Raw genomic sequence first — 22346 nt, forward strand, 5'->3', positions numbered from 1 at the left:
TCAGTGCACCCGCACTCTCGGGTCGATGAGGCTGTACGCGAGGTCCACCAGCAGGTTGATCAGGACGTACACCATGGCGATGAAGAGGATGAACCCGACGAGCACCGGGTAGTCGCGGGAGTCGATCGAGGTGCGGATGAAGTTGCCGATGCCGCCGAAGGAGAACACCGACTCGGTGAGCACGGCGCCGGACAGCAGGCTGCCGGTGAGCAGGCCGACGGCGGTGACCACGGGCAGCATCGCGTTGCGCAGGACGTGCCGACCGCGCACGGTCCGCTTCTGCAGGCCCTTGGACTCCGCTGTGCGGACGTAGTCCTCGCCGAGCACTTCCAGCACGCTGGCCCGGGTCATCCGGACGATGACGGCGAGCGGGATGGAGGCGAGCGCGATGGCGGGCAGCACCAGATGGAGCAGGGCGTCCCAGCTGGCGTCGAGCTCACCCGTCAGCAGTCCGTCGAGGACCGCGAAGCCGGTGACGTCGGTGGCGTCCAGTCCGGTGGAGAGCCGTCCGTAGCTGGGGAACCAGCCGAGCTGCACGGCGAAGACGCCCTTGAGCAGCAGGGCGAGGAAGAAGACCGGGATGCAGATGCCGATCAGCGAGCCGGAGACGGAGGCCACGTCCAGCCAGCCGCCGCGGTGCTTGGCGGCGAGGTAGCCGAGCGGGATGCCGACGGCCACGGCCAGGAACATCGCCGCGAAGCTGAGCTCCACGGTGGCCGGGAAGCGCAGGGTGAACTCGTCCCACACCGGCTGGCCGGTCTGGACGGAGGTGCCGAGGTCCAGTTCGGCGATGCGCTTGAGGAAGCGCCAGTACTGGACGGTGATCGGCTGGTCGAGCCCGAGGGCCCGGTTGATCCTGGCGACTTCGGCCTCGGTGGCGCGCTCGCCCAGGATCGCTGAGGCGGGTCCGCCGGGCAGTCGGTTCAGCCAGACGAACAGCAGGACCGACAGGCCGAGCAGGGTGGGTATCAGCTGTAGCAGTCTTCGTACGACGAGTCGCAGCACCCCGCGTGCCCCTTTCTCACGTTGGAGCAGGTCCGCCCGGCCACGGAGGTCTCAGTGGCCGGGCGGACCCGCACGGTGTGCGGTTACTTGAAGCTGGTCTCGGCGAAGTTCTCCTGCGTCAGCGGGGAGACCTTCGGCGGGTTGACGTTCTTGCCGAAGGCGATGGCCGGCGGCGAGGAGGAGATCGGCACACCGGGGGCGTACTCGGCGATGACCTCGTTGGCCTTCTTGTACGCCGCGACGCGGCCGGCCGGGTCGGTCACCTTGGAGGCGGCGTTGACGGCGTCGAAGACCTTCTTGTCCTTGAAGCCCCACTGCTTGTCGAAGCCGGCGAACCAGGTGCCGATGAAGTTGTAGCCGTCGTTGAAGTCACCGGTCCAGCCGAGCATGTGCAGGGCGCAGGAGCCCGCCTCGGTGGCGTCCAGGTAGTCCGGGGCCCACTTCATGGCCTTGGGCTGGACGGTGATGCCGGCCTTCTCCAGGTCGGCCTTCATCAGCTCGAACATGTCCTGCGGGGCGGGCATGTACGGGCGGGTGACCTCGGTCGGGTAGCAGAACTGGATCTTCAGCTTCTCCTCGCCGGCCTTCTTGAGGAGCCCCTTGGCCTTCTCGGTGTCGAAGGCGTAGGTCTTCACCTTGTCCGAGTAGCCGGCGACCGTGTCGGGCATGAACTGCGTGGCCGCCTTGCCGCCCTCGGGCAGCTGGGTCTTGACCAGGTTCTCCCGGTCGATGGCGTGCGTGATGGCCTGCCGGACCTCGGGCTTCTTCAGCGCCGGGTTGGCGCTCTGGCTCATGCCGACGTAGAAGATGTTGAAGACGTCGCGGGTCGGGACGACGTACCCCTCCTTCTCCAGCGTCTTCACGTCCGCCGGGGCGACCAGGTCGTAGCCGTTGATGTCACCGGCCTGGAGCGCCTGGCGGCGGCCCTCCTCGGTGTCGATGGTGCGGAAGACCAGGTTCTTGATCTTGGCCTTGTCGCCCCAGTAGTCGTCGAAGCGGGTCAGGCTGACTTCCTTGTTGCCCTTGTTCCACTTCTCGATCTTGTACGGGCCGGTGCCGGCGACCGTGCCGGCCTCCTGGCTGTACTTGGGGTAGGTGATCGCGTCGCCCTTGGCGGAGGCGTCCTGCTTCTCGTACTCCTTGAGCGCCTTCGGCGAGTGGATCGCCAGCGCCTGGAGGGAGAAGCCGCCGGGGAGGTTGGCGGAGGGCTCGTTGACCTCGATGACCGCGGTGTTCTCGTCCTTGGCCGTGCAGGACTTGTAGTTGGCCTTGGGCGTCTCGGGGTCCTCGTTCTTCGCGAAGCCGCCCATGATGGTCTGCCAGTAGTAGGAGACCGCGCTCGACTGGTAGGTGCCCTTCCAGTTGAACCAGTGGTCGTAGTTGGCGCAGACCGCGGCGGCGTCGAACTTCTCGCCGTCGTGGAACGTCACGTTCTTGCGGAGGTTGAAGGTCCACACGGTGCCGGCCGGGTTGCTGGACCAGGTCTCGGCCAGGCCGCCGGTCAGCTTGCTGCCGCCGGACTCGTGCTCCAGCAGCGCCTCGAACGCCTGGCGGGTGACCCGGAAGGTCTCGCCGTCGCTGGCGAGCGCGGGGTCGAGCGAACCGGGGTCGCCGGCGCCGGCGAACACGAAGGTGTCCTTGGCGCCGCCCTTGTCACCGTCCTCGCCGCGCTCACTGGCACAACCAGAGGCGATCAGCCCGACGGCGACCACCGCCGTGACCGCCCGGATGGATCGTGTTCGAAACGTGTGCATGGGCCCACCCCTGGTATGTGCGCATGGTCGCTGGGTTCGATTGGCCGAACACTACCCACGCCTCTGACCGAGGAGAACAGTCCGCATAGCGGTGATACCCAGTCGAGACCCGGACACCGAACCAACCGGACGTATACGGGAGATAGGGCCGCCACGCGGTCATCGGCACCCATGTGCGGGCACATCGGCGGGCGGGGTCCGGGGCCGTGGCGGGTGGTCGATGGGTTGGATCGAGACGGCCGGGGCGCACCCGCCGCCTGGATCGGCGCCGGAGACGGGGACCTCAGGGCGTACGGGGCGGGTAGCCGTAGCCCGTGTGGGGGACGACCGGGGCGGTGGCGTGGGCCTCGCGGTCGTAGAAGGGGCGGGCGTGGGCGCGCAGCCAGAGCGCCACCGGGTCGTACGAGTCGGACATGGCGACCGTGGAGACCGGCAGCCCGTCCGGGACGGCGGCCACCGACTGGCTCATGATGGCCCGCACCGCGTCCACCGCGCCCTGGCCGGAGTCGTACAGGTCGAGGCCGATGACCAGGTACGGGGTGCCGGCGGCGGGCTGCACCCAGGCGCGGCGCAGCGAGCGGACGGCCGGGGTGCGGTGGGCGTTCTGCGCGAGCAGCGCGTAGAACTGCGGCAGGGCGATGGTGGGTTCGGAGAGCCGCAGCGGTCCGGCGGGCATCCGGTCCAGGCCGGCGGCGATCCGGCGCAGGTCGGGCCAGGGGACGCCGACGCCGCCGCCGGGGGCGTGCGGGTTGAGCCACAGGCCCCAGCGCTCGGCGTACAGGGCGCGGGCGATGTCCCGTCCGGTGACCACCTCGTGGGCGCGGTCCCAGCCGGAGGCGGCGAGCTCCCGCTCGGAGGTGGCGCACGGGGCGTAGCCGTGGCCGTCGACCTCCATGTTCCCGTACTGGGCGTCGAAGGAGCCGGGGCGGCCCTGCCACAGCAGCATCCACAGCCGGCCGTCGGCGAGGGCGTGCAGCAGCGCCTCATAGGCGTCGTACCGGCCGGGCACGACCCGCCCGAGCAGCTCCTCGACCCCACCGGTCGCCGCGGTGCCTGACCCGCTCACTCGTTCTCCCGCCCCTCTTCGGGCCACCCGGCCCACCCGGCAAGCTTATGTGCGACGGGCGCGGTCAGGCCGGTCCGCGCTGGTGGAAGGGGCGGAGCCGCTCCAGCATCCAGTCGCCGACCGGGTCCTGGGCCACGTCGAGCAGGACCAGGTTGACCGGCCAGCGCACCGGGACGCGGCCGAGCGCCCGGCCGAGGGCGTCCATCGGGGCGGTGCGCTCGGGGCCCTCCCAGGAGGAGAGCTGGACACCGATGAAGAGGACCGGGTCGCCGCCCTCGACGCTGGCCAGGCAGCGGCGGGCGGTGAGCACGGTGCCGGCGGCGTCGAACTCGGCGGCCGCGGCGGCCAGGAAGTCCACCGGGTCGTCCTGCCAGTCGGGCTCGAAGAGCCGCACCCGGCCGCCGGAGGCGGGCCCGTCCAGCGGGGTGTGCCCGGTGCGGCACAGCTCGGCGACGGCCGCGGGCGGCAGCGGTACGCCGACGGCGCCGCCCGGGTTGACGGCGATGCCGACCTGCGGGGGCAGGCCCCGGGCGAACTCCACGGCGGGCGCCACGGCGTGCGGGAGGTGGGGGCCGGCGCAGCGCCGGAACTGCTCGGCGGAGCTGAAGACCGGGACGTAGGCCTGGCCGTCCAGCTCCAGGGTGGGCAGGTCGAGGTCGCGGCTGTCGGGTCTGCCGCCGCCCGGCAGCGGCACCCAGACCTGGCTGCGGCCGAGCACCTCGATGAGGCGGGCCCCCGCCTCGGGCGTGCCGAGCGAGGCGGCGAGCGCCTCCTCCAGCTCGTTGGCCGGCCATGCGGTGTCCACTGCTGCCCTCGTCCCTCCCCGCGCCCCGCGCGTCCCTCGCCCCGGTCGGGTCACCGGTGGCTGCACCCTAACGCGGCCCGGGTGGGCGGGGGCTGGCGGCCCGGGTGGGCGGGGACCGGTCAGCCGTCGAAGGCGATCCGGCGCAGGGCGGAGGCGGCGGGGCGGTCCAGCAGGGTCGCGGAGGCGCAGCCGGCCGGGAGGATGCCGCGCTCGGCGTCGCCGACGAGCCGGCCGACGGCCCGGCGGTGGCGGGCGAAGGCGTACCCGGAGACGCCCCGGCCCCGGTCGCGCTGGCCCTGGCGGGCGGTGCGCGGGGTGACGTCCAGGAGCAGCAGGTGGAGCCGGCGGCCGCGTCTGGCGGCCTCCCGGGCCAGCCAGCGGCGCACCCAGGCCTGGGTGCCGCAGTCGTGGACCACGACCGGCTCGCCGGAGCGCAGCGCCCGGCGCAGCCCGGCGTAGTGGGCGAGCCGGGCGAGCGGGCGGTAGACCGCGTACGGCAGGGCAGCGGGCATCCGGTGCTCCCAGCGCTCGCGGGCGTCCTGGGAGTCGATGCCGCGGCCCTGGGCGGCACGGGCGATCAGGGTGGACTTGCCGCTGCCGGGCAGACCGGAGACGACGACCAGGTCGCCGGGGGCGAAGGTGAGGGCGCGGGGGCCGCGGCCGGAGCGCTCGCGCAGATCGCGCACGGTGGGCGGGGCGGGGCGGGCGGCCCGGCCCGCGGCGGTGGCCCGGGCGCGGGCGGGCAGCCGGGGCCGGACGGCGCCGCCGGACCCGGTGCCGGCCGCGCCGGACGAGCCCGCGCCGCCCGTCGCGTACGCGTCGGTGCGCTGCGTCCTCATCGCTCACTCCCCCGTCCAACGGGCCCCGTCGGGCCCAGGTCCCCGAGTTGTTTCACGCCAGGGGCTCGCCGTGCTCCGAGCTTCGCCCCTGAAGTGTAAAGAATCGGTAATAAGGCACAAGTGATATGACCATCCCCACGCTGGGGCCCCGGCAATCCGGACCTTTTCCGATGGCAGTGCTCGTGCGATGATGTGCCCGCCACGCGCACAGTTGGACAGCTCGACCGCTCGACCGTGCTGACAACCGCATACCGGCCGCTCGAATCCGCGCGGGAGAGTTCCGGGGCCGTACCGAGAGGTACACCGCACGCCCCGGGCGCCGAAGGAGCAAGTCCCTCCCTTGAATCTCTCAGGCCCCGTACCGCACGCGATGAGGCAGATCTGAAAAGCGAGCCGCTCCGCCGGCTCCACCCAAGGTGCAAGCCCCGACCCGCCGTGGTCGCGGCGAACCTCTCAGGTTCCGATGACAGATGGGGAGGATCGTCCTCGCCAGCATGCCCCGGACCTGGGAGCCACATCCGATGAGCACCGCCCCCCGTACCACCGCCCTGGACGCCGTGCACCGCGCCCTGGGCGCGACCATGACCGACTTCGCCGGCTGGGACATGCCGCTGCGCTACGGCAGCGAGCGGGACGAGCACCAGGCCGTCCGCACCCGGGCCGGGCTGTTCGACCTGTCCCACATGGGCGAGATCACCGTCACCGGGCCGCAGGCCGCCGCGCTGCTGGACTTCTCGCTGGTCGGCAACATCTCCTCGGTCGCCGTGGGCCGCGCCCGCTACACCATGATCTGCCAGGAGGACGGCGGCATCCTGGACGACCTGATCGTCTACCGGCTGGAGGAGCGGCGGTACATGGTCGTCGCCAACGCCTCCAACGCCCAGACCGTGCTGGACGCGCTGAGCGCGCGGGCGGCCGGCTTCGACGCCGAGGTGCGCGACGACCGGGACGCCTACGCGCTGATCGCGGTGCAGGGCCCGGCCTCCCCCGGCATCCTCGCCTCGCTGACCGACGCCGACCTGGACGGGCTGAAGTACTACGCGGGGCTGCCCGGCACCGTCGCCGGGGTGCCGGCGCTGATCGCCCGTACCGGCTACACCGGCGAGGACGGCTTCGAGCTGTTCTCCGCCCCCGAGCACGCCGAGACCCTGTGGACCGCGCTGACCGAGGCGGGCGCGGAGGCCGGGCTGATCCCGTGCGGGCTGTCCTGCCGGGACACCCTGCGCCTGGAGGCGGGCATGCCGCTGTACGGGCACGAGCTGACCACCGCGCTGACCCCGTTCGACGCGGGTCTGGGCCGAGTGGTCAAGTTCGAGAAGGAGGGCGACTTCGTCGGGCGGGCCGCGCTGGAGGCGGCCGCCGAGCGCGCCTCGGCCAAGCCGCCGCGCAAGCTGGTCGGGCTGGTCGCCGAGGGCCGCCGGGTGCCGCGCGCCGGGATGTCCGTGGTGGCCGGCGGCGAGGTGGTCGGCGAGGTCACCTCCGGCGCCCCCTCCCCCACCCTCGGCAAGCCGATCGCCATGGCCTACCTGGACGCGGCGCACGCCGAGCCGGGCACCGCGGGCGTCGGCGTCGACATCCGCGGTACCCATGAGCCGTACGAGGTCGTCGCGCTGCCGTTCTACAAGCGGCAGAAGTGACCCGCAGCCGTATCCATACGGAAGGGCCGCCCGCATCCGTACGGCCGTGTCCGGCCCCGTAGCACGGGTGAGCCACGCCCGCGCCACCGCTCCCCCGTTCACCACCACTCCCCCGCGTACAGGAGAATCCAGGTCATGAGCAACCCCCAGCAGCTGCGCTTCAGCAAGGAGCACGAGTGGCTGTCGCCCGCCGAGGACGGCGTGTCGACGGTCGGCATCACCGAGTTCGCGGCGAACGCGCTCGGCGATGTGGTGTACGCCCAGCTCCCGGAGGTCGGCGACACGGTGACCGCGGGCGAGACCTGCGGCGAGCTGGAGTCGACCAAGTCCGTCAGCGACCTGTACTCGCCGGTGAGCGGTGAGGTCGTCGAGGCCAACCAGGACGTGGTGGACGACCCGTCCCTGGTGAACACCGCGCCGTTCGAGGGCGGCTGGCTGTTCAAGGTACGCGTCAGCGAGGAGCCGAAGGACCTGCTCTCCGCGGACGAGTACACCGAGTTCTCCGGCGCCTGAGGAGCCCGATCGATGTCGCTTCTGAACACCCCCCTGCACGAGCTGGACCCGGACGTCGCCGCCGCCGTCGACGCCGAGCTGCACCGCCAGCAGTCCACCCTGGAGATGATCGCCTCGGAGAACTTCGCTCCGGTCGCGGTCATGGAGGCCCAGGGCTCGGTCCTGACCAACAAGTACGCCGAGGGCTACCCGGGCCGCCGCTACTACGGCGGCTGCGAGCACGTCGACGTGGTCGAGCAGATCGCCATCGACCGGATCAAGGCCCTGTTCGGCGCCGAGCACGCCAACGTGCAGCCGCACTCCGGTGCCCAGGCCAACGCCGCCGCGATGTTCGCGCTGCTCAAGCCGGGCGACACCATCATGGGCCTGAACCTGGCCCACGGCGGTCACCTGACCCACGGCATGAAGATCAACTTCTCCGGCAAGCTGTACAACGTGGTCGCCTACCACGTGGACGACGCCACCGGCCAGGTGGACATGGCCGAGGTGGAGAAGCTGGCCAAGGAGTCCAAGCCGAAGCTGATCGTGGCCGGCTGGTCCGCGTACCCGCGGCAGCTGGACTTCGCCGCCTTCCGCCGGATCGCGGACGAGGTCGGCGCCTATCTGATGGTCGACATGGCCCACTTCGCGGGCCTGGTCGCGGCGGGGCTGCACCCCAACCCGGTGCCGCACGCCCATGTGGTCACCACCACGACCCACAAGACCCTCGGCGGCCCGCGCGGTGGCGTGATCCTCTCCACCGCCGAGCTGGCCAAGAAGATCAACTCCGCGGTCTTCCCCGGTCAGCAGGGCGGCCCGCTGGAGCATGTGGTCGCCGCCAAGGCGGTCGCCTTCAAGATCGCGGCCTCGGACGACTTCAAGGAGCGCCAGCAGCGCACCCTGGACGGCGCCCGGATCCTGGCCGAGCGGCTGGTCAAGGACGATGTCACCCGGCACGGCGTCTCCGTGCTGTCCGGGGGCACCGACGTCCACCTGGTCCTGGTCGACCTGCGCTCCAGCGAGCTGGACGGCCAGCAGGCCGAGGACCGGCTGCACGAGATCGGCATCACGGTCAACCGCAACGCGGTCCCGAACGACCCGCGCCCCCCGATGGTCACCTCGGGCCTGCGGATCGGCACCCCGGCGCTGGCCACCCGCGGCTTCACCACGGAGGACTTCGCCGAGGTCGCGGACGTGATCGCCGAGGCGCTGAAGCCGGCCTACGACGCCGAGGCGCTGAAGGCCCGGGTCTCCGCGCTCGCCGCGAAGCACCCGCTGTACCCCGGCCTGTAGCCTTTGCTAGGTATACGTAACTTTTGACGATTATCGTGAAGGTTACGTAGCACACCGACTGATCCGCGGGGCACCGCGCACACTGAAGAGTGAGTGCGGTGCCCCGTGGCTTGCCCCCGGACCGCCCGAGGGCCCTGGAAACCGATCCACCGCCCGCCCCCTCCCCCGCTTGTTCCTGCACCACCCCGGCAGACAGCGACGTCTACCCACCAAGGAGACTTCCGTGGCCATCTCGGTCTTCGACCTGTTCTCGATCGGCATCGGCCCGTCCAGCTCCCACACGGTCGGCCCCATGCGGGCGGCCCGGATGTTCGCCCGGCGCCTGAAGAACGAGGGGCTGCTCGCCCACACCGCAAAGGTCCGCGCCGAGCTGTTCGGCTCGCTCGGCGCCACCGGCCACGGGCACGGCACCCCCAAGGCGGTGCTGCTCGGGCTGGAGGGCGACTCCCCGCGCACCGTGGACGTGGAGAGCGCGGACGCGCGGGTGGAGGCGATCAAGGAGGCCGGGCGGCTCAACCTGCTCGGCGCCCACGAGATCGGCTTCGACTTCGACGAGGATCTGATACTGCACCGCCGCAAGGCGCTTCCGTACCACGCCAACGGCATGACGGTCGTCGCCTTCGACGCCTCCGGGGCCACCCTGCTGGAGAAGACCTACTACTCGGTCGGCGGCGGCTTCGTGGTGGACGAGGACGCGGTGGCCGGCGAGAACCCGATCGTCCCCGACGACACCGCCCTGCGGCACCCCTTCCGCACCGGCGACGAGCTGCTGCGGCTCACCCGGGAGACCGGCCTGTCCATCTCCGCCCTGATGCTGGAGAACGAGAAGGCCTGGCGCACCGAGGAGGAGATCCGCGCCGGTCTGCTCGAGATCTGGCGGGTGATGCAGTCCTGCGTGGAGCGCGGCCTGTCCCGCGAGGGCATCCTGCCAGGCGGGCTGAAGGTGCGCCGCCGGGCCGCGCACACCGCCCGCAAGCTGCGCTCCGAGGGCGACCCGCTGGCGCTGTCCATGGAGTGGATCACCCTCTACGCGATGGCGGTCAACGAGGAGAACGCGGCCGGCGGCCGGGTGGTGACCGCCCCGACGAACGGCGCGGCCGGCATCATCCCGGCGGTCCTGCACTACTACGTGAACTTCGTGCCCGGCGCCGACGACGAAGGCGTGGTCCGCTTCCTGCTGGCCGCCGGCGCCATCGGCATGCTCTTCAAGGAGAACGCCTCCATCTCCGGCGCCGAGGTCGGCTGCCAGGGCGAGGTCGGCTCCGCCTGCTCCATGGCCGCGGGCGCCCTCGCCGAGGTGATGGGCGGCTCCCCCGAACAGGTGGAGAACGCCGCCGAGATCGGCATGGAGCACAACCTGGGCCTGACCTGCGACCCGGTCGGCGGCCTGGTCCAGATCCCGTGCATCGAGCGCAACGGCATGGCCGCCGTCAAGGCCGTCACCGCGGCCCGGATGGCACTGCGCGGCGACGGCAGCCACAAGGTCTCGCTGGACAAGGTCATCAAGACCATGAAGGACACCGGCGCCGACATGAGCGTGAAGTACAAGGAGACGGCCCGGGGCGGGCTGGCGGTGAACATCATCGAGTGCTGAGGCGGGCGAGGCCCGGATGCCCGGCGGTACGGCTCACCGCGCACCGGGCGCACCGCTGACTCCGACCGGATCCGCCCCTTGATCACCACCAGGTCAGCATGCCGTCTTCACCGAATCCTGCTCTCCTCGCATCCGCCGCCCTGACACGACGGCGTCGGTGATCGATCGCGGGACAAGCGGGCCCACCGGAGCCACGCCGTCCAGGACGCGCCCGCCGCCTCGGCTGCGTGCCGCAAGACGGTGCGGCCGACCCGGCGGAGTTGAACGTCCTGCTGCTGAGGAGGCACGAGCACGAGGTGCCGGCGATCATCTGGCCTGCGCTGTCGACGGCATCATGATCGACGTCGCCCACCGCGACCTGGCACGGAGACGACCGGGGCACCGCACTGCCGGCGGCGACCGACAAGTGGCGGGAGTCAAGGACAGGGGAGGCGCTGGAGCAGTCGCTTCAAAATCTGAACAGAAGGAGACAGTGTCCGTGGTCGTCCCACGCCAGGAGTACCGGAAGGACAAGTTGGCGGCAGTGGTTCCCGTCATGGAGAGTTCGCTGTCCTACTCGCTGGAGAAGATCGAGACCTCGCACAACTCCAGGGCGGACGCGCTCATGGAGTCATTGAACGTCGCCCTGGTCCGCTGTGTCGGGGACCCCCGCGCCGGCCTGCTGGAGACCTGGGAGTCCTGGCTGCTGACCATGCAGGTGCACTCGGCCGTCTTCGCCGCCGCCGACCCCGAGCAGGAGACCGTCACCTGCAGGATTCGCCAGGAGGAACGCGACCTCGCTACCACCGGGCCGCAGACCTACCTCAACGCCGACACCTGGCTCGACGCCTTCTACCTCGCGATGATCTGCCGCGAGGCGGCCCGCCTCGACATGCTGGCCCGGATTCCCGTCTCCTTCCTGCGCGACTTCGGCGGCGCCATGGACGAGTACACCTACGCCTGGGTGGAGACCCTCCAGAGCTTCTGGCTCCGCCGCGAGGACCTGAGCACCCACCTGGTCCGTGCCGTGGACCTCAGCGCTGCCGAGCACGCCCGCGTCATCGACGCGGACGAGATGACCCAACTCCGCTATCCGCCGATCATGATGCTCTACCGCTACCTCCGCAACGACTCCGCCGGCTTCAACGACGCCCTGGCAGACGCCATCAACTGGCACAAGGACTACTGGACCGCCGACGAGGACCGCACAGAGAACATTCACGGGGTCGTGGCCCTCGCACCACTGGCCATCGCCTGCCTGGCGAAGGCCAACGGCCTCCCGGTCGAGGTCCAGACGGAGTACCTCCCCGACGCCCTGCTCGACTTCGCCTGGCGCGGCGAGTTCGACGCGTAGCAGTACCACCCCGCGTACCGCCGTCCGTCAGCCTTCCGTCGGTACGCAGAGCACCGGGACCGTCGAGAGGTGCAGCAGTTTGTGCGGGGTGGAGCCGAGGAGGGCGCCGCGCATGGGGCTCTCGCCCCAGCTGCCGACCACGATGAGGCGGGCGCGGTGGCGTTCGGCGGCGGCGAGGAGGGCGGTGGCGGGTTTGTCGTCGAGGATCTCCACCGTGGTGGGGACGCCCGCCGCCTCGGCGGCCTCGGCGGCGTGGCGCAGGGCGGTGCGGCCGACCTGGCGGAGGGCGTCGTGGTGGCTGCGGTACTCCTCGCCCACCCCGCCGGGGGCCGCGGCGCCGTAGACCAGGACCAGGGGTTCGGTGTGGGCCAGCGCCTCCTCGATGGCCACGGTGAGGGCGCGTGCGGCGCCGGCGGACTCGTCGTAGCCCAGGACGATGGACATGGTCAGCCTCCGTTCCGGCGGGCGGTGGCGTCGGGCGGGGCGGTGCCGGGGCGCTCCGACCAGTAGGCGGGCGAGACCAGGCGCTGGACGGCCATGACGACCACGCCGGTGGCGGCGATGCCGAGGGCGATCACCAGGGGCGGGCCGAGGCCGAACCAGGAGGTGCCGCTGTAGGAGTTCGCCGGGTCGGCCATGTCGCCGACCGACTCCGCCAGCAGCCAGGCCAGCAGGGCGGCGCCGACGAGCGGGCCCAGGCCGATGAAGAGGAAGCTGCGCAGGTCCTTGAGGAGGTGGTGGCGGTAGTAGACGGCGCAGGCCAGCCCGGTCAGCGCGTAGTAGAAGGCGATGAGGAGGGAGAGCGCGGTCAGGGAGTCGAAGAGCGCGTTCTCGCTGATCCGGTTGACCACCAGGTACCAGCCGGCCGCCACCACCGCGACCCACCAGGTGCTGGTGTCCGGGGTGCGGAAGCGGGGGTGGATACGGGCCAGGCCCTTGGGCAGCGCCTGCCGCCGGGCCATGGACAGGATGGTCCGTGAGGCGGGGATGATCGTGGTCTGGGTGGAGGCCAGGGCGGAGGTGCAGATGGCGAGCAGGACCACCCAGTCCCAGCCGCCCATGACCTGGTCGGCCAGCGTGGCGAAGACCGCCTCCTCCTCGTCGGCGTTCTCGGAGAGGAAGGCCGTTCCGGCGTAGGCCACCACGGCGGTGCCCACCGAGAGGTAGGTGACCAGCAGCACGATGGTGGACCAGACGCCCGCCCTGCCCGGGGCGCTGGCGGAGTCCTTGACCTCCTCGGTGAGGTTGACCGCCGACTCCCAGCCCCAGTAGATGAAGACGCCCAGCAGCAGCCCGCCGGTGAGGGCGGCGCCGCCGGCCCCGAAGGGGTTCAGCCAGTCGACGTCGGGGGTGAGCGAACCGGGCGGCGCGGTTCCCGCGGACACCTGGTAGAGGGCGGCCGCGGCGAAGACCAGCAGGCAGAGCACCTGGGCGAGGATCAGCACGTTCTGCACCTTGGCCGACGCCTCGGTGCCGATGACGCACACCGCCGTCATCGCCACGATGAGCGCCACGGTCAGCCCCTGGCGTACCACCTCGTTGCCGGCGAGCCCGTCGAGGCCGAGGGTGAGCAGCCCGTAGGTGACCGCGACGTCCGCGAGCGAGCCGACCACCAGGACCCCGGTCATCGCCACGGCCCAGCCGCCGAGCCAGCCCGCCCAGGGGCCCATCGCCCGGGTCACCCAGGAGAAGGTGGTGCCGCAGTCCTGGTCGACCTTGTTGAGGTAGTAGAACGCGGAGGCGATCAGCAGCATCGGTACGAAGGAGGCGAGCATCACCCCGGGCGCGTAGACCCCGACCAGCACCACCAGCGGGCCGATGGCCGCGGCGAGGGAGTACGCGGGCGAGGTGGAGTTCAGCCCGATGACCAGCGCGTCGGTGAACCCGATGGCACCGGCCTTCAGCTCGGGCGGGCCGGTGGTGCCCTGGGGCTGGTCCTTGGTCATCTCTTGCCTCACCTGGGGTGTCTCGGTGTCCTGCCGCGGTGCGCTGGGGTTCTTCCACGATGCGCCCGGACGGGGGCGGCGGCACCCGCGCCGGGGCCGGCCGCCCGCCGACGGGCGGCCGTCACTGCTCGCGCAGCCCCCACGGCGAGCCGTAGTCGTTGAGCAGGTCGAGGAAGGGGCGCGGGTCGAAGGCCTCGGGGCCCAGCACCCCGGCGCCGCTCCAGACGCCGCCGGCCACCAGCTCCAGGGCGATCACCGGGTTGATCGCGGTCTGCCAGACCACGGCCTGCGAGCCGTACTCGGCCATCGACCACTCGTTGTCGACCACGTGGTAGAGGTACACCTCACGCGGGGCGCCGTCCTTCACGCCCTTCACCCAGGTGCCGGCGCAGGTCTTGCCGCGCATCCGGTCGCCGAGCGTGGCCGGGTCGGGCAGGCAGGCGGCGACCACGTCCCGCGGCGCCACCTCCACGCCGCCCACGCTCACCTTGGCGGTGCGGTCCAGGCCCAGCCGGTGCAGGGTCTTCAGCGTCTCGATGAACTCGTCGCCCAGCCCGTATTTGAAGGTCACCCGCTTCGCGTCCACCCAGCGCGGGATCAGCAGCACCTCCTCGTGCTCGACGTTGACGCACTCCACCGGCCCGATGCCCTCGGGGAAGTCGAAGACCTCGGGCTCGCTGAACGGGGCGGTGGTGTACCAGCCGCGCTCCTTCTCCCAGACCACCGGCGGGTTGAGGCACTCCTCGATGGTGGTCCAGATGGAGAAGGAGGGCGCGAAGTCGTATCCCTCGACGGTGAGGTTGGCGCCGTCCCGTACGCCGATCTCCTCGATCCCGTCGAAGAGCTCCTCGGCGGCGTAGCGGGCGAAGACATCGGAGAGGCCCGGCTCCACGCCGACCCCCACCAGCGCCAGCCGGCCGGCCTCCGCCCAGGCGGCGGCCCGGTCGAACTGCCCGTCGCCCAGCTTCGTACCGCACTCCTCGTAGGGCCGCTCCGGGTGCGGGGACGACAGGGACATGGCCATGTCCAGATAGTGCGCGCCCGCCGCCAGTGCCGCCTCGAACAGCGGCATCACGAAGCGCGGGTCGGTGGCGTTGAGCAGGACGTCGCACCGCTCCTCCGCCAGCAGCGCGGTGACCGCGGCCTGGTCCGAGGCGTCGATCCGCCGCGCGCTGAACCGGGTCTCCTCCGCCCCGAGCGCCGCCACGGCGGCCTGGGCCCGGGCGAGGTCGTAGTCGCTGACCACCAGGTGGTCGAAGAAGGAGCGCCGGGCCGCGATCCGGGTGATCGCGGTGCCCACGCCGCCCGCGCCGACGAGCAGGATCCGCATGGTGCTGTGCCTTTCGCAGCGGGCTCCGGAGGGGGTGAAGCCCTGGTTCCGTCATGAAAGGCGCCGGGTGGAGTTAAGGTCAATGGTGTTGGCATAAAGGTCGGGGTGGAGGGGAAAGGGGCAGGTCAGTGGCCAAACGGGTGGTGCCGGAGGCGGAGCGGCGGCGGCGCCGGCCGACCAAGGGCGGCGCGGTCCTCTCGGAGCGCACGATCGTGGAGACGGCGCTGCGGATGCTGCACGAGCACGGCCGCGAGGGGTTGACGGCGCGACGGCTGGGCACGGCACTGGGCGCCGATCCGAGCACCCTCTACCGCTACTTCCGGGGCATGGACGAACTGACCCTGGCCATCGGGGACGAGCTGATCGGACGCGCGCTGCGGGGGTGGGAGCCGTCCGGGGAGTGGCTGGCCGACCTGCGCGAGGTGGGGCTGCGCATCTACCGGGCCTACCTCGCCCATCCGGAGGCGGCGGTGCTCACCGCCAACCGGGTGAGCGGACGCGCCAACGAGATCGCGGGGGACGAGGCCATCCTGGGCGTACTGCGCTCGACCGGGCTGCCCGATCCGGAGGTGGTACGGATCTACCAGGCGTTCGTCGACCAGGCGCTGGCCTTCGCGGCGCTGGACGCCGCCAGCCTCGCCCTGCCGGAGGCGGCCCGCGCCGACGACGAGGCGGTCTGGCGCTCCACGTACGCCCGGCTCCCGGCCGAGACCCACCCGCATATCGCGGCCACCGCAAAGCTGCTGGTGGCCCGGATGAACGACAGCGCGTACCCCACGGCGCTGGAGATGCTGCTGGGCAGCGCGGCCGCGGCGGTACGGGACGGGCGGGGCGGCGGTACGGGAGGCTGAGCCCCGCCGTACCGCCGCCCCGCCCCGGTGGGAGCCGGCCCGCCGGTTCAGCAGGCGCGGCCGGTCACGACGCCGGTGGGCGCGGTGACATTGACGAACTCGGTCGAGTAGTTGCCCCAGAAGTCGTACGTGGTGATCGCGTAGACATTGGTCTGGTACTCGACGAACAGGGCCCAGGACTCACCCGGCTTGAGGGTGAGCTCGGAGTTGTAGGTCTCGGTGAGGGTGGTGTTGAGCTGCGTGTTCAGCTCGCTGGTGAGCTGTCCGAGCGCCGTCGCCGAGATGTTGGCGCTGGTCTGCGTGGAGAGCGTGTAGGTGATCCCCCGGCTGTACTTGGCCTCGACGGTGGGGGACTGGTTGCGGTAACACTTCCCGCCGCGCTCCTCCCACACCTTGCCCCGGCTGTGCACTCGGACCTGGGGACCGGCGCCGCCGCCCGCGGGGGTCGTCGCGATGCCGGGGCTGGGCGGGGTGGCCGGGCGGATGGCGTGTCCGGTGACCACGACCTCGGGCAGCGTCGCGTCGATGGGCTCGCCGATCGGCCCGTCCAGGATCTCGATCCCGGGGTTCGAGGGCTCGGACGGGGAATTCCCGTGGTCACCGGAGTCGCCGCCCGGATCACCGGCGTCACCCGGGTCGTCGCTCCAGTCGCCGCCGTCATCACCGGCGTCGCCACCGCCGCCGTCGCCGCCTTCACCGCCCCAGTCGCCGCCACCCCAGTCGCCGCCGCCCCAGTCTCCCGAGTCGCCGCCGCCCTCCCCGTCGCCCGGGTCCTCGTCCTGGCACAGGGTGGAGCCGCCACAGGCGTAGGCGGTGAACGGGACCGCGGCGGCCGGCACCGCGGTGAAGACGACGGCGCCGAGCACGGCGGTCGTGGCCATGGATCTCAACTTCACGGGTTCTCCCAGGTCGGGGGGTGGTCACGGGCTGATGGCACGGCAGTCTTCCGGGCACCCCCGGCCCCGCACAGCCGTAGAACTACGGAACCGGCTACGTACCGGCGGGCGCGGGCGCGGCCGTTGGTACGGTCGGCGGTCGGCGGTCCGCGCCCGTACGGTCGGGTGACCCCGCGGTCGTGCGGTCGTGCGGCCCCCTGCGAACGAAAGGCGGTCCCGTGGCGGCCCGTATGGAACTGGACACCGTCGACCGGGCCTTGATCCGCCTGCTGCAACAGGACGGCCGTGCCTCGTACACCGATCTCGGCCGGGAGGTGGGCCTGTCCGGCCCCGCCGTACGGGCGCGGATACAGCGGCTGACCGACGGCGGACTGCTCCAGTTCGCCGCCGTGACCGATCCGCTGCGGCTGGGGCTGCCCGTGATGGCCCTGCTCGGCATCCGGGTGGACGGCGCCCCGCGCGAGGTGCTGGCGGCGCTGGAGGAACTGCCGGGCGTGGTCTACCTGGTGTCCACCGCGGGCTCCTTCGACCTGTTCGCCGAGGTGGTGTGCCGGAGCATGGACGAGCTGTTCGAGCTGATCAACGACGAGATACGGAGGGTGCCGGGGGTGCGCGAGGTGGAGTCGTTCCCCTACTTCGGCATCCATGTGCACCGGTTCACCTGGGATGTGCCGGAATGAGGCGCGGGCGATGAGGGGCCGTTGTCAGTGCGGCGCGTTACTTTGAATTCGAAGCAGGAAGCGGGGGAGAAGTTCCGAAACTGACGTGCGGTCGCGCCATGGCTTTGGCCAGGGTGCGCAGGTGGCCGCAGGGGGGAGGGGTGGTGTTCGTTGTGCCGTCACCCATGGCGGACGGCCCAGTGGTGGGACGTGAGGCCGAAAGCGAGCGGTTCGCCACGCTCCTGGACGGGCTGGAGCGCGGCCGGGGGGCCGTGGTCGAGATAGCGGGCGAACCAGGCTCCGGCAAGACCCAGTTGGCCTGCGAGCTGGCGGACCTGGCGGCGCGCCGCGGGCTGCCGGTGATCTGGGCCCGGGCGCCCCGCTCGGGCGAGGACGGCCCGTTCCGGGTCTTCCGCGCCGCCGTGGAGCCGACCGGGGCCGCCGAGCCGTCCGACCCGGCGGCCTGGTGCGAGCTGATACGCCGGCGGGCCGCCGGTGGCGTGCTGTTAGTCGATGACCTGCACCGGGCCGACCCGTCCTCGCTGGAGGTGGTGCTCCGGCTGGTCCACTCCCCTGCCTCCGTCGCCCCCTTCGTGCTGGTGCTGGCGCACCGGCCCCGGCAGAGCCCGCCCGCCCTGCTGGAGGCGCTGGACCTCGGCGTACGGACGGACGGAATCCTCCGGGTGGAGGCCGGCCCGCTGGACGTGGCGGCGGTGGCCGCCCTGCTCGACCACTGGCGCCGCCCGGCCGGACCGCTGGCGTACGGGACCGGGGTGCCGGACCCGGGCATGGGCTCCGCGCCGGAGTACGGGGCCGGGGCGGTGGCGTACTCGGCCGGGGCGGTGGAGTACGGGGCCGGGGCGCGGGGGCAGGTCATCGCCCCCACGCCGGGGGCGCCGGGCGTGGCCGCTGCCTCCATAGTCGAGGCGCCCAAGACCCCCGAGGCAGCCGGGGCAGCCGGGCCGCCTCGCGCACCCGAGGCGGCGGTCGGCGGGACGGCGGCCTCCGCGGCGGCCCTGCACGCCGCGGCGAAGGGGCTTCCGGGGTATCTCCGGCTGCTGGTCGCGGCCGGCTTCGAGGCCGGGCTGTGGCCGGAGCGGGCAGGCGGGGACGAGGACGGGCTGCTGCGCGAGGCGGCACCGCTGCTCGCCGAGCTGGGCGCGCTGAGCGAGCCCGCCCGGGCGGCCGCGCGGGCGGGCGCCGTGCTGGGTGGGGCGTTCCGTCCGGTGGACGCCGCCCGGATCGCCGGGCTCGGCGCGCGGGACGGCCTGGAGGCGTGCGCCGAGCTGGTCCGCGCCGACCTGGTGCGTCCGGTGGGCCAGGGCGGGCGGCTGGCGTTCCGCCATCCGGTCGTCGGGCAGGTCGCCCACGCCGACTGCGAGCTGCCCTTCCTGCTCGACGCCCACCGCCGGGCGCTGCGGATCGCCGCCGAGCGCGGCGCGCCCGCCCGGGAGCGGGCCCGGCACGCCGAGCACCTGGTGCACACCGACGGGGCCACCGCGGCGCGCGTCCTCGCCGAGGGGGCCGCGGAGGCGGTCACCCAGGCACCCGCGTACGCGGCCCGCTGGCTGCGGCTCGCCCTGGACGCGCTGCCCGCCCGCGACCCGGGCGTCGAGGAGCGGGCGGCCTGGGAGCTCGCGCACTGCCGGGCGCTGATCGCCTCCGGACGGCTCCGGGAGGCCCGCGCCCTCGCCCATGAGCTGCTCGCCGAGGGCGGCCCCCGGCTCACCGGGCAGGCCGCCGACGGGGGCGCGCGGCTGACTCCTCGGCTGCTGCTGAAGGCATACGCGGTCTGCGCCGACGCGGAGCGGCTGCTCTGCCGCTACGAGGAGGCGGAGGCCATCGCCCGCACCGGGATGGCGCTACTGCCCCGGCCGCTGCCCGCGGTGCTCTCCGCCGAGGCCACCGAGCTGATCTACGAGTACGGGCTGGTGCACGTCCTGCGCGGCACCCACGACCGGATCCGCCCGCTGCTGCGGGAGGCCGCCCGGGCGCGGACCGAGGCCGGGCCCGTCGCCTCGGCGGCCCTGGGCGTGCTCTTCGCCTTCTGCGACGTCTTCTCCGGCGACATCGCCCGGGGAGCGCCCGAAGTGGCCCGCTGCGCCGCGCTGGTGGACGCGCTGCCGGACGGGGTGGCCGGCCACGCCCCGGACGTCCTGGCCCTGCTCGGCTGCGCGGAGCTGTATCTGGAGCGGTTCCCGGACGCCCGCCGGCACCTCCGGCGGGGGCTGGACGCGGCGACCGGCGGCGCGCAGAAGCACATCCGCGCCCACCAGTTGCTGGGCCTGACCATGATCGACCAGTGGGGCGGCCGGCTCGACGCGGCGGAGCGCCGGGCCGCCGAGGCGGAGGAGCTGGCCCGCGCGGTCGGCGCCCCCGACGTGGTGACGCTGGCGACGGCGATGCGCGCCATGACGCTGGTCTGGGCCCGGGGGCGCCGGTACGCCGGCGAGGCGGTGGCGCTCGCGGCGCGGGCGGTGGACACCGCCGCGCTCGGCCGGGGCTGGTGGGCCACCTCCGCGATCAGTCTGCTGGCGCACGCGCAGCTGCTCGGCGGGGACGCCGCCGGCTGCCTGCGGACGCTGCGGGACGGCGGGGGCGGCGACGGCCTGCCCCAGGTGCAGCCCGCCTTCCGGCCCTCGCTCCTCGCCCTGATGGCGAACGCCGCGCTGGCCGGCGGGGACACCGGGTACGCCGAGCGGCTGCTCGCCGACGCGGAGGCGGACGCCAACCGGCTCGGCCTGCCCTTGCAGTGGGCCTGCGTCCACCGGGCGTCCGCCCAGCTGCGGATGGCACACGGGGAGCGCGCCAGGGCGCTGGAGCTGTTCGAGCGGGCCGCGGAGGGCTTCCGCGGTGGCGGGCTGCCCGTACAGCACGCGTGGACGCTGATCGCCTCGGTGCCGGTGACCGCGGCGGTGCGCGGCCCGGCCGCCGCGCTGGACGTCCTGACCCGGGCCGAGGCCCTGGCCCGGCCCTGCGGGGCGGCACTGGTCCTGGAGGAGGCGGACCGCGTCCGCGCCCGGCTCTCCCCGGGCGCCCGACCGGTCCGGAGCGGCGGCCAGAGCGCCGGGCCCCGAGCCGGGGCTTCCGGGGCCGCGGCTTCCCGTACCGGAGGCCTCCGGCCGGACGGCCTCCGACCGGACGGCCGCCGGACTGTGGGTCCCCAGGCCGAGGCTCGTCGGCCCGCAGGCTCCCGGGCCGTGGACCTCCGGTCTGCGGATACCCGGGCAACGGACTCCAGGGCAGGTGGTGCCTCCCGGGTCGGGGCTCCCCGGTCCGCGGATTCCCGGGCGGGGGGTTCACGGGCGGGGGGCTTCCCTTCCCCGGTCCTCCGATCCGCGGAACTGCGGTCCGCGCTGAGCGAGCGCGAACGGGAGGTCGCCGATCTGGCCGCCGCGGGGCTGCGTTCCCGGCAGATCGCCGAGCGCCTCTTCCTCAGCCACCGCACCGTCGACTCCCATCTGGGCAGCGTCTACCGCAAGCTGGGCGTCTCCTCGCGTACCGCCCTGGCCCGGGCGCTCGGCCCGGCCGCCGACGAGTAGGGTGAGCGGGCTCCGGAGGGCCGGGGCCCAGATGTCGGATGGGGTGGGGAACATGCCGAAGCACCGGTTGTCCAGAAGAGGCCGCTACATCGCCCTGGCGGCGACGGGTGCGGTGGTGGCCGCCGGGGCGGGGTTCGCGGCGCAGACCTCGATGGCGGCCCCCGCCTGGCCGGCCCAGAAGACCTACACGGGCCGGGCGTTCGACGCCTGCACCGCGCCCTCGCTTACCGCGATGAAGGCCTGGAGGAAGGACGGCTACTACGGCGGCATCGCGGTCTACGCGGGCGGCAGGAACCGCGGCTGCGCCCAGCCCGAGCTGACCAAGTCCTGGGTGAAGTCGGTGGACTCCCTGGGCTGGCGGATCATCCCGCTGTACGTCGGCGCCCAGCCGTTCTGCCAGAAGAGCCTGAGCAAGGAGCGGTTCACCGCGGCCGACGCGGCCTCGGTCGGGGCGAGCAACGCCAACGACGCGGTCGCCAGGGCCTCGGCGCTCGGGATGAAGGCCGGCAGCCCGATCTACCTGAACATGGAGTCGTACGACATCACCGACAAGGCGTGCAACGACGCCACGTTGACGTATGTGCGCTCCTTCACCAAGACCCTGCGCGCCAAGACCTACCGGGCCGGCCTCTACGGCTTCAGCACCTCCAGCGCCAAGGCGGTCGCCACCGCCAAGGACCGCACCGACCTGCCGGGGAACCTCTGGTACGCGCTGTGGAACGGCCAGGAGACCACCACCAAGGACTGGCCCTGGGACCCGAAGCTGTACACCGGCCACAGCCGCGGCCACCAGTACAAGGCCAACAGCAAGGAGACCCGCGGCGGCCACACCATCGTGGTCGACCGCAACGCCTGGGACGCCCCGGTCGCCATCGTCGGCTGAGCGGCGACGGGTCCGGCGATGGGGCCCGTCACCCGAGGAGGCCCGCCATCGCGGTGCGCAGTGCGTCGGCGGCGGCTGCCAGCACGGCGACCGAGGAGAGAGCGGCGGCCAGCCGGTCGAGCGCACCGGTCAGCCGGCCGCGGTCGGGCTCCTCGGCGGCCAGTTCGTCGGCCACCTCCTCCACCTCGCCGCGCGCCCGCGCCCGGTCGGCGTCGGGCAGTTCCCGGCCGTGCTCCGCCAGCAGCTCGCGCAGCGCCGCCAGGGCCTCCTGCGGAGTCGGGCCGTCCTGGTCCGCCGCTCCCCCGTCCGAGACGACGGACGCTCTGGCGCCCCGCCCGGCCGCGACCGCGCCGGAGTTGTGGATGCGGCCGGCGCCGGTCTGGTGGATGCCGACGCTGTGCTCACCGCTGGTGGTCATGGG

General features: G+C 72.8%; 19 protein-coding genes and 1 riboswitch. Of the genes, 9 read left to right on the forward strand and 10 right to left on the reverse strand.

Annotation, left to right across the window (positions count from 1 at the left end):
• From M1O15_RS19150 to M1O15_RS19170, 5 genes are all read right to left on the reverse strand, one after another.
• The gene (locus M1O15_RS19150) at window positions 1-1005 is read right to left on the reverse strand and encodes an ABC transporter permease (RefSeq protein WP_248635170.1); all 1005 of its coding nucleotides are present in this window, start codon (window positions 1003-1005) and stop codon (window positions 1-3) included.
• 83 nt (window positions 1006-1088) lie between these two features.
• Window positions 1089-2759, reverse strand: a complete 1671-nt coding sequence (locus M1O15_RS19155; RefSeq protein ID WP_248635171.1) for an ABC transporter substrate-binding protein — start codon at window positions 2757-2759, stop codon at window positions 1089-1091.
• A gap of 283 nt (window positions 2760-3042) precedes the next feature.
• On the reverse strand, window positions 3043-3825 hold the full coding sequence (locus M1O15_RS19160) for an enhanced serine sensitivity protein SseB C-terminal domain-containing protein (RefSeq protein WP_248635172.1): 783 nt from the start codon (window positions 3823-3825) through the stop codon (window positions 3043-3045).
• A 64-nt stretch (window positions 3826-3889) separates the two neighbouring features.
• Window positions 3890-4630, reverse strand: a complete 741-nt coding sequence (locus tag M1O15_RS19165; protein ID WP_248635173.1) for an enhanced serine sensitivity protein SseB — start codon at window positions 4628-4630, stop codon at window positions 3890-3892.
• Between the two features lie 119 nt (window positions 4631-4749).
• Window positions 4750-5469, reverse strand: coding sequence for an AAA family ATPase (locus M1O15_RS19170; RefSeq protein WP_248635174.1), 720 nt, complete (start codon window positions 5467-5469; stop codon window positions 4750-4752).
• Window positions 5470-5729: 260 nt separating this feature from the next.
• Window positions 5730-5843, forward strand: a riboswitch (glycine riboswitch).
• 147 nt (window positions 5844-5990) lie between these two features.
• Between M1O15_RS19170 and gcvT the strand changes: the two genes are divergently transcribed.
• The 5 genes from gcvT to M1O15_RS19195 all read left to right on the forward strand — a co-directional run bounded on the left by gcvT (window position 5991) and on the right by M1O15_RS19195 (window position 11818).
• Window positions 5991-7106: a glycine cleavage system aminomethyltransferase GcvT gene (gcvT, locus tag M1O15_RS19175; protein WP_248635175.1), complete on the forward strand. Its 1116-nt coding sequence runs from the start codon at window positions 5991-5993 to the stop codon at window positions 7104-7106.
• 135 nt (window positions 7107-7241) lie between these two features.
• The gene (gene gcvH, locus M1O15_RS19180; RefSeq protein ID WP_248635176.1) at window positions 7242-7619 is read left to right on the forward strand and encodes a glycine cleavage system protein GcvH; all 378 of its coding nucleotides are present in this window, start codon (window positions 7242-7244) and stop codon (window positions 7617-7619) included.
• Between the two features lie 12 nt (window positions 7620-7631).
• The gene (gene glyA, locus M1O15_RS19185) at window positions 7632-8891 is read left to right on the forward strand and encodes a serine hydroxymethyltransferase (protein WP_248635177.1); all 1260 of its coding nucleotides are present in this window, start codon (window positions 7632-7634) and stop codon (window positions 8889-8891) included.
• Between the two features lie 223 nt (window positions 8892-9114).
• Window positions 9115-10485, forward strand: coding sequence for an L-serine ammonia-lyase (locus tag M1O15_RS19190; RefSeq protein ID WP_248635178.1), 1371 nt, complete (start codon window positions 9115-9117; stop codon window positions 10483-10485).
• A gap of 535 nt (window positions 10486-11020) precedes the next feature.
• Window positions 11021-11818, forward strand: a complete 798-nt coding sequence (locus M1O15_RS19195) for an immunity 49 family protein (protein WP_248635179.1) — start codon at window positions 11021-11023, stop codon at window positions 11816-11818.
• Between the two features lie 27 nt (window positions 11819-11845).
• Here the strand turns inward: M1O15_RS19195 and M1O15_RS19200 are convergent, their stop codons facing one another.
• From M1O15_RS19200 to M1O15_RS19210, 3 genes are all read right to left on the reverse strand, one after another.
• On the reverse strand, window positions 11846-12262 hold the full coding sequence (locus M1O15_RS19200; RefSeq protein WP_248635180.1) for a universal stress protein: 417 nt from the start codon (window positions 12260-12262) through the stop codon (window positions 11846-11848).
• Window positions 12263-12264: 2 nt separating this feature from the next.
• The gene (locus tag M1O15_RS19205; protein WP_248635181.1) at window positions 12265-13764 is read right to left on the reverse strand and encodes an APC family permease; all 1500 of its coding nucleotides are present in this window, start codon (window positions 13762-13764) and stop codon (window positions 12265-12267) included.
• Window positions 13765-13885: 121 nt separating this feature from the next.
• Complete coding sequence (locus M1O15_RS19210) at window positions 13886-15094, reverse strand: saccharopine dehydrogenase family protein (protein ID WP_248635182.1); 1209 nt, start codon at window positions 15092-15094, stop codon at window positions 13886-13888.
• Between the two features lie 128 nt (window positions 15095-15222).
• Here M1O15_RS19210 and M1O15_RS19215 point away from each other — a divergent pair, with 128 nt between their 5' ends.
• Window positions 15223-15945 carry a TetR/AcrR family transcriptional regulator gene (locus tag M1O15_RS19215; RefSeq protein WP_248635183.1) on the forward strand — a complete coding sequence of 241 codons (723 nt, stop codon included), beginning with the start codon at window positions 15223-15225 and terminating at the stop codon, window positions 15943-15945.
• Window positions 15946-15992: 47 nt separating this feature from the next.
• Here the strand turns inward: M1O15_RS19215 and M1O15_RS19220 are convergent, their stop codons facing one another.
• Window positions 15993-16826 (reverse strand): DUF6426 family protein, encoded by an 834-nt coding sequence (locus M1O15_RS19220; protein ID WP_248635184.1) that lies wholly within the window; start codon window positions 16824-16826, stop codon window positions 15993-15995.
• Window positions 16827-17059: 233 nt separating this feature from the next.
• Here M1O15_RS19220 and M1O15_RS19225 point away from each other — a divergent pair, with 233 nt between their 5' ends.
• From M1O15_RS19225 to M1O15_RS19235, 3 genes are all read left to right on the forward strand, one after another.
• Window positions 17060-17521: an Lrp/AsnC family transcriptional regulator gene (locus M1O15_RS19225; protein ID WP_372499510.1), complete on the forward strand. Its 462-nt coding sequence runs from the start codon at window positions 17060-17062 to the stop codon at window positions 17519-17521.
• A gap of 164 nt (window positions 17522-17685) precedes the next feature.
• A complete protein-coding gene (locus M1O15_RS19230; RefSeq protein ID WP_248635185.1) occupies window positions 17686-21042 on the forward strand; it encodes a helix-turn-helix transcriptional regulator in 3357 nt (1118 codons plus the stop codon).
• Between the two features lie 52 nt (window positions 21043-21094).
• Complete coding sequence (locus M1O15_RS19235; RefSeq protein ID WP_248635186.1) at window positions 21095-21925, forward strand: glycoside hydrolase domain-containing protein; 831 nt, start codon at window positions 21095-21097, stop codon at window positions 21923-21925.
• A gap of 28 nt (window positions 21926-21953) precedes the next feature.
• On the opposite strand, the gene M1O15_RS19240 is transcribed toward M1O15_RS19235, so the two are convergent.
• Window positions 21954-22343: a DUF5955 family protein gene (locus M1O15_RS19240; RefSeq protein WP_248635187.1), complete on the reverse strand. Its 390-nt coding sequence runs from the start codon at window positions 22341-22343 to the stop codon at window positions 21954-21956.
• Between the last annotated feature and the right edge of the window lie 3 nt (window positions 22344-22346).

It is taken from the genome of Streptomyces lichenis (assembly GCF_023218175.1).
Taxonomy (GTDB): Bacteria; Actinomycetota; Actinomycetes; order Streptomycetales; family Streptomycetaceae; genus Streptomyces; species Streptomyces lichenis.

Coding starts and splice junctions, on each gene's coding strand:
- M1O15_RS19205 (WP_248635181.1), bottom strand. CDS start 13,764: ATGACCAAGGACCAGCCCCAGGGCACCACCGGCCCGCCCGAGCTGAAG.
- M1O15_RS19195 (WP_248635179.1), top strand. CDS start 11,021: ATGGAGAGTTCGCTGTCCTACTCGCTGGAGAAGATCGAGACCTCGCAC.
- glyA (WP_248635177.1), top strand. CDS start 7,632: ATGTCGCTTCTGAACACCCCCCTGCACGAGCTGGACCCGGACGTCGCC.
- M1O15_RS19240 (WP_248635187.1), bottom strand. CDS start 22,343: ATGACCACCAGCGGTGAGCACAGCGTCGGCATCCACCAGACCGGCGCC.
- M1O15_RS19230 (WP_248635185.1), top strand. CDS start 17,686: ATGGCGGACGGCCCAGTGGTGGGACGTGAGGCCGAAAGCGAGCGGTTC.
- gcvH (WP_248635176.1), top strand. CDS start 7,242: ATGAGCAACCCCCAGCAGCTGCGCTTCAGCAAGGAGCACGAGTGGCTG.
- gcvT (WP_248635175.1), top strand. CDS start 5,991: ATGAGCACCGCCCCCCGTACCACCGCCCTGGACGCCGTGCACCGCGCC.
- M1O15_RS19235 (WP_248635186.1), top strand. CDS start 21,095: ATGCCGAAGCACCGGTTGTCCAGAAGAGGCCGCTACATCGCCCTGGCG.
- M1O15_RS19220 (WP_248635184.1), bottom strand. CDS start 16,826: ATGGCCACGACCGCCGTGCTCGGCGCCGTCGTCTTCACCGCGGTGCCG.
- M1O15_RS19210 (WP_248635182.1), bottom strand. CDS start 15,094: ATGCGGATCCTGCTCGTCGGCGCGGGCGGCGTGGGCACCGCGATCACC.
- M1O15_RS19155 (WP_248635171.1), bottom strand. CDS start 2,759: ATGCACACGTTTCGAACACGATCCATCCGGGCGGTCACGGCGGTGGTC.
- M1O15_RS19200 (WP_248635180.1), bottom strand. CDS start 12,262: ATGTCCATCGTCCTGGGCTACGACGAGTCCGCCGGCGCCGCACGCGCC.
- M1O15_RS19170 (WP_248635174.1), bottom strand. CDS start 5,469: ATGAGGACGCAGCGCACCGACGCGTACGCGACGGGCGGCGCGGGCTCG.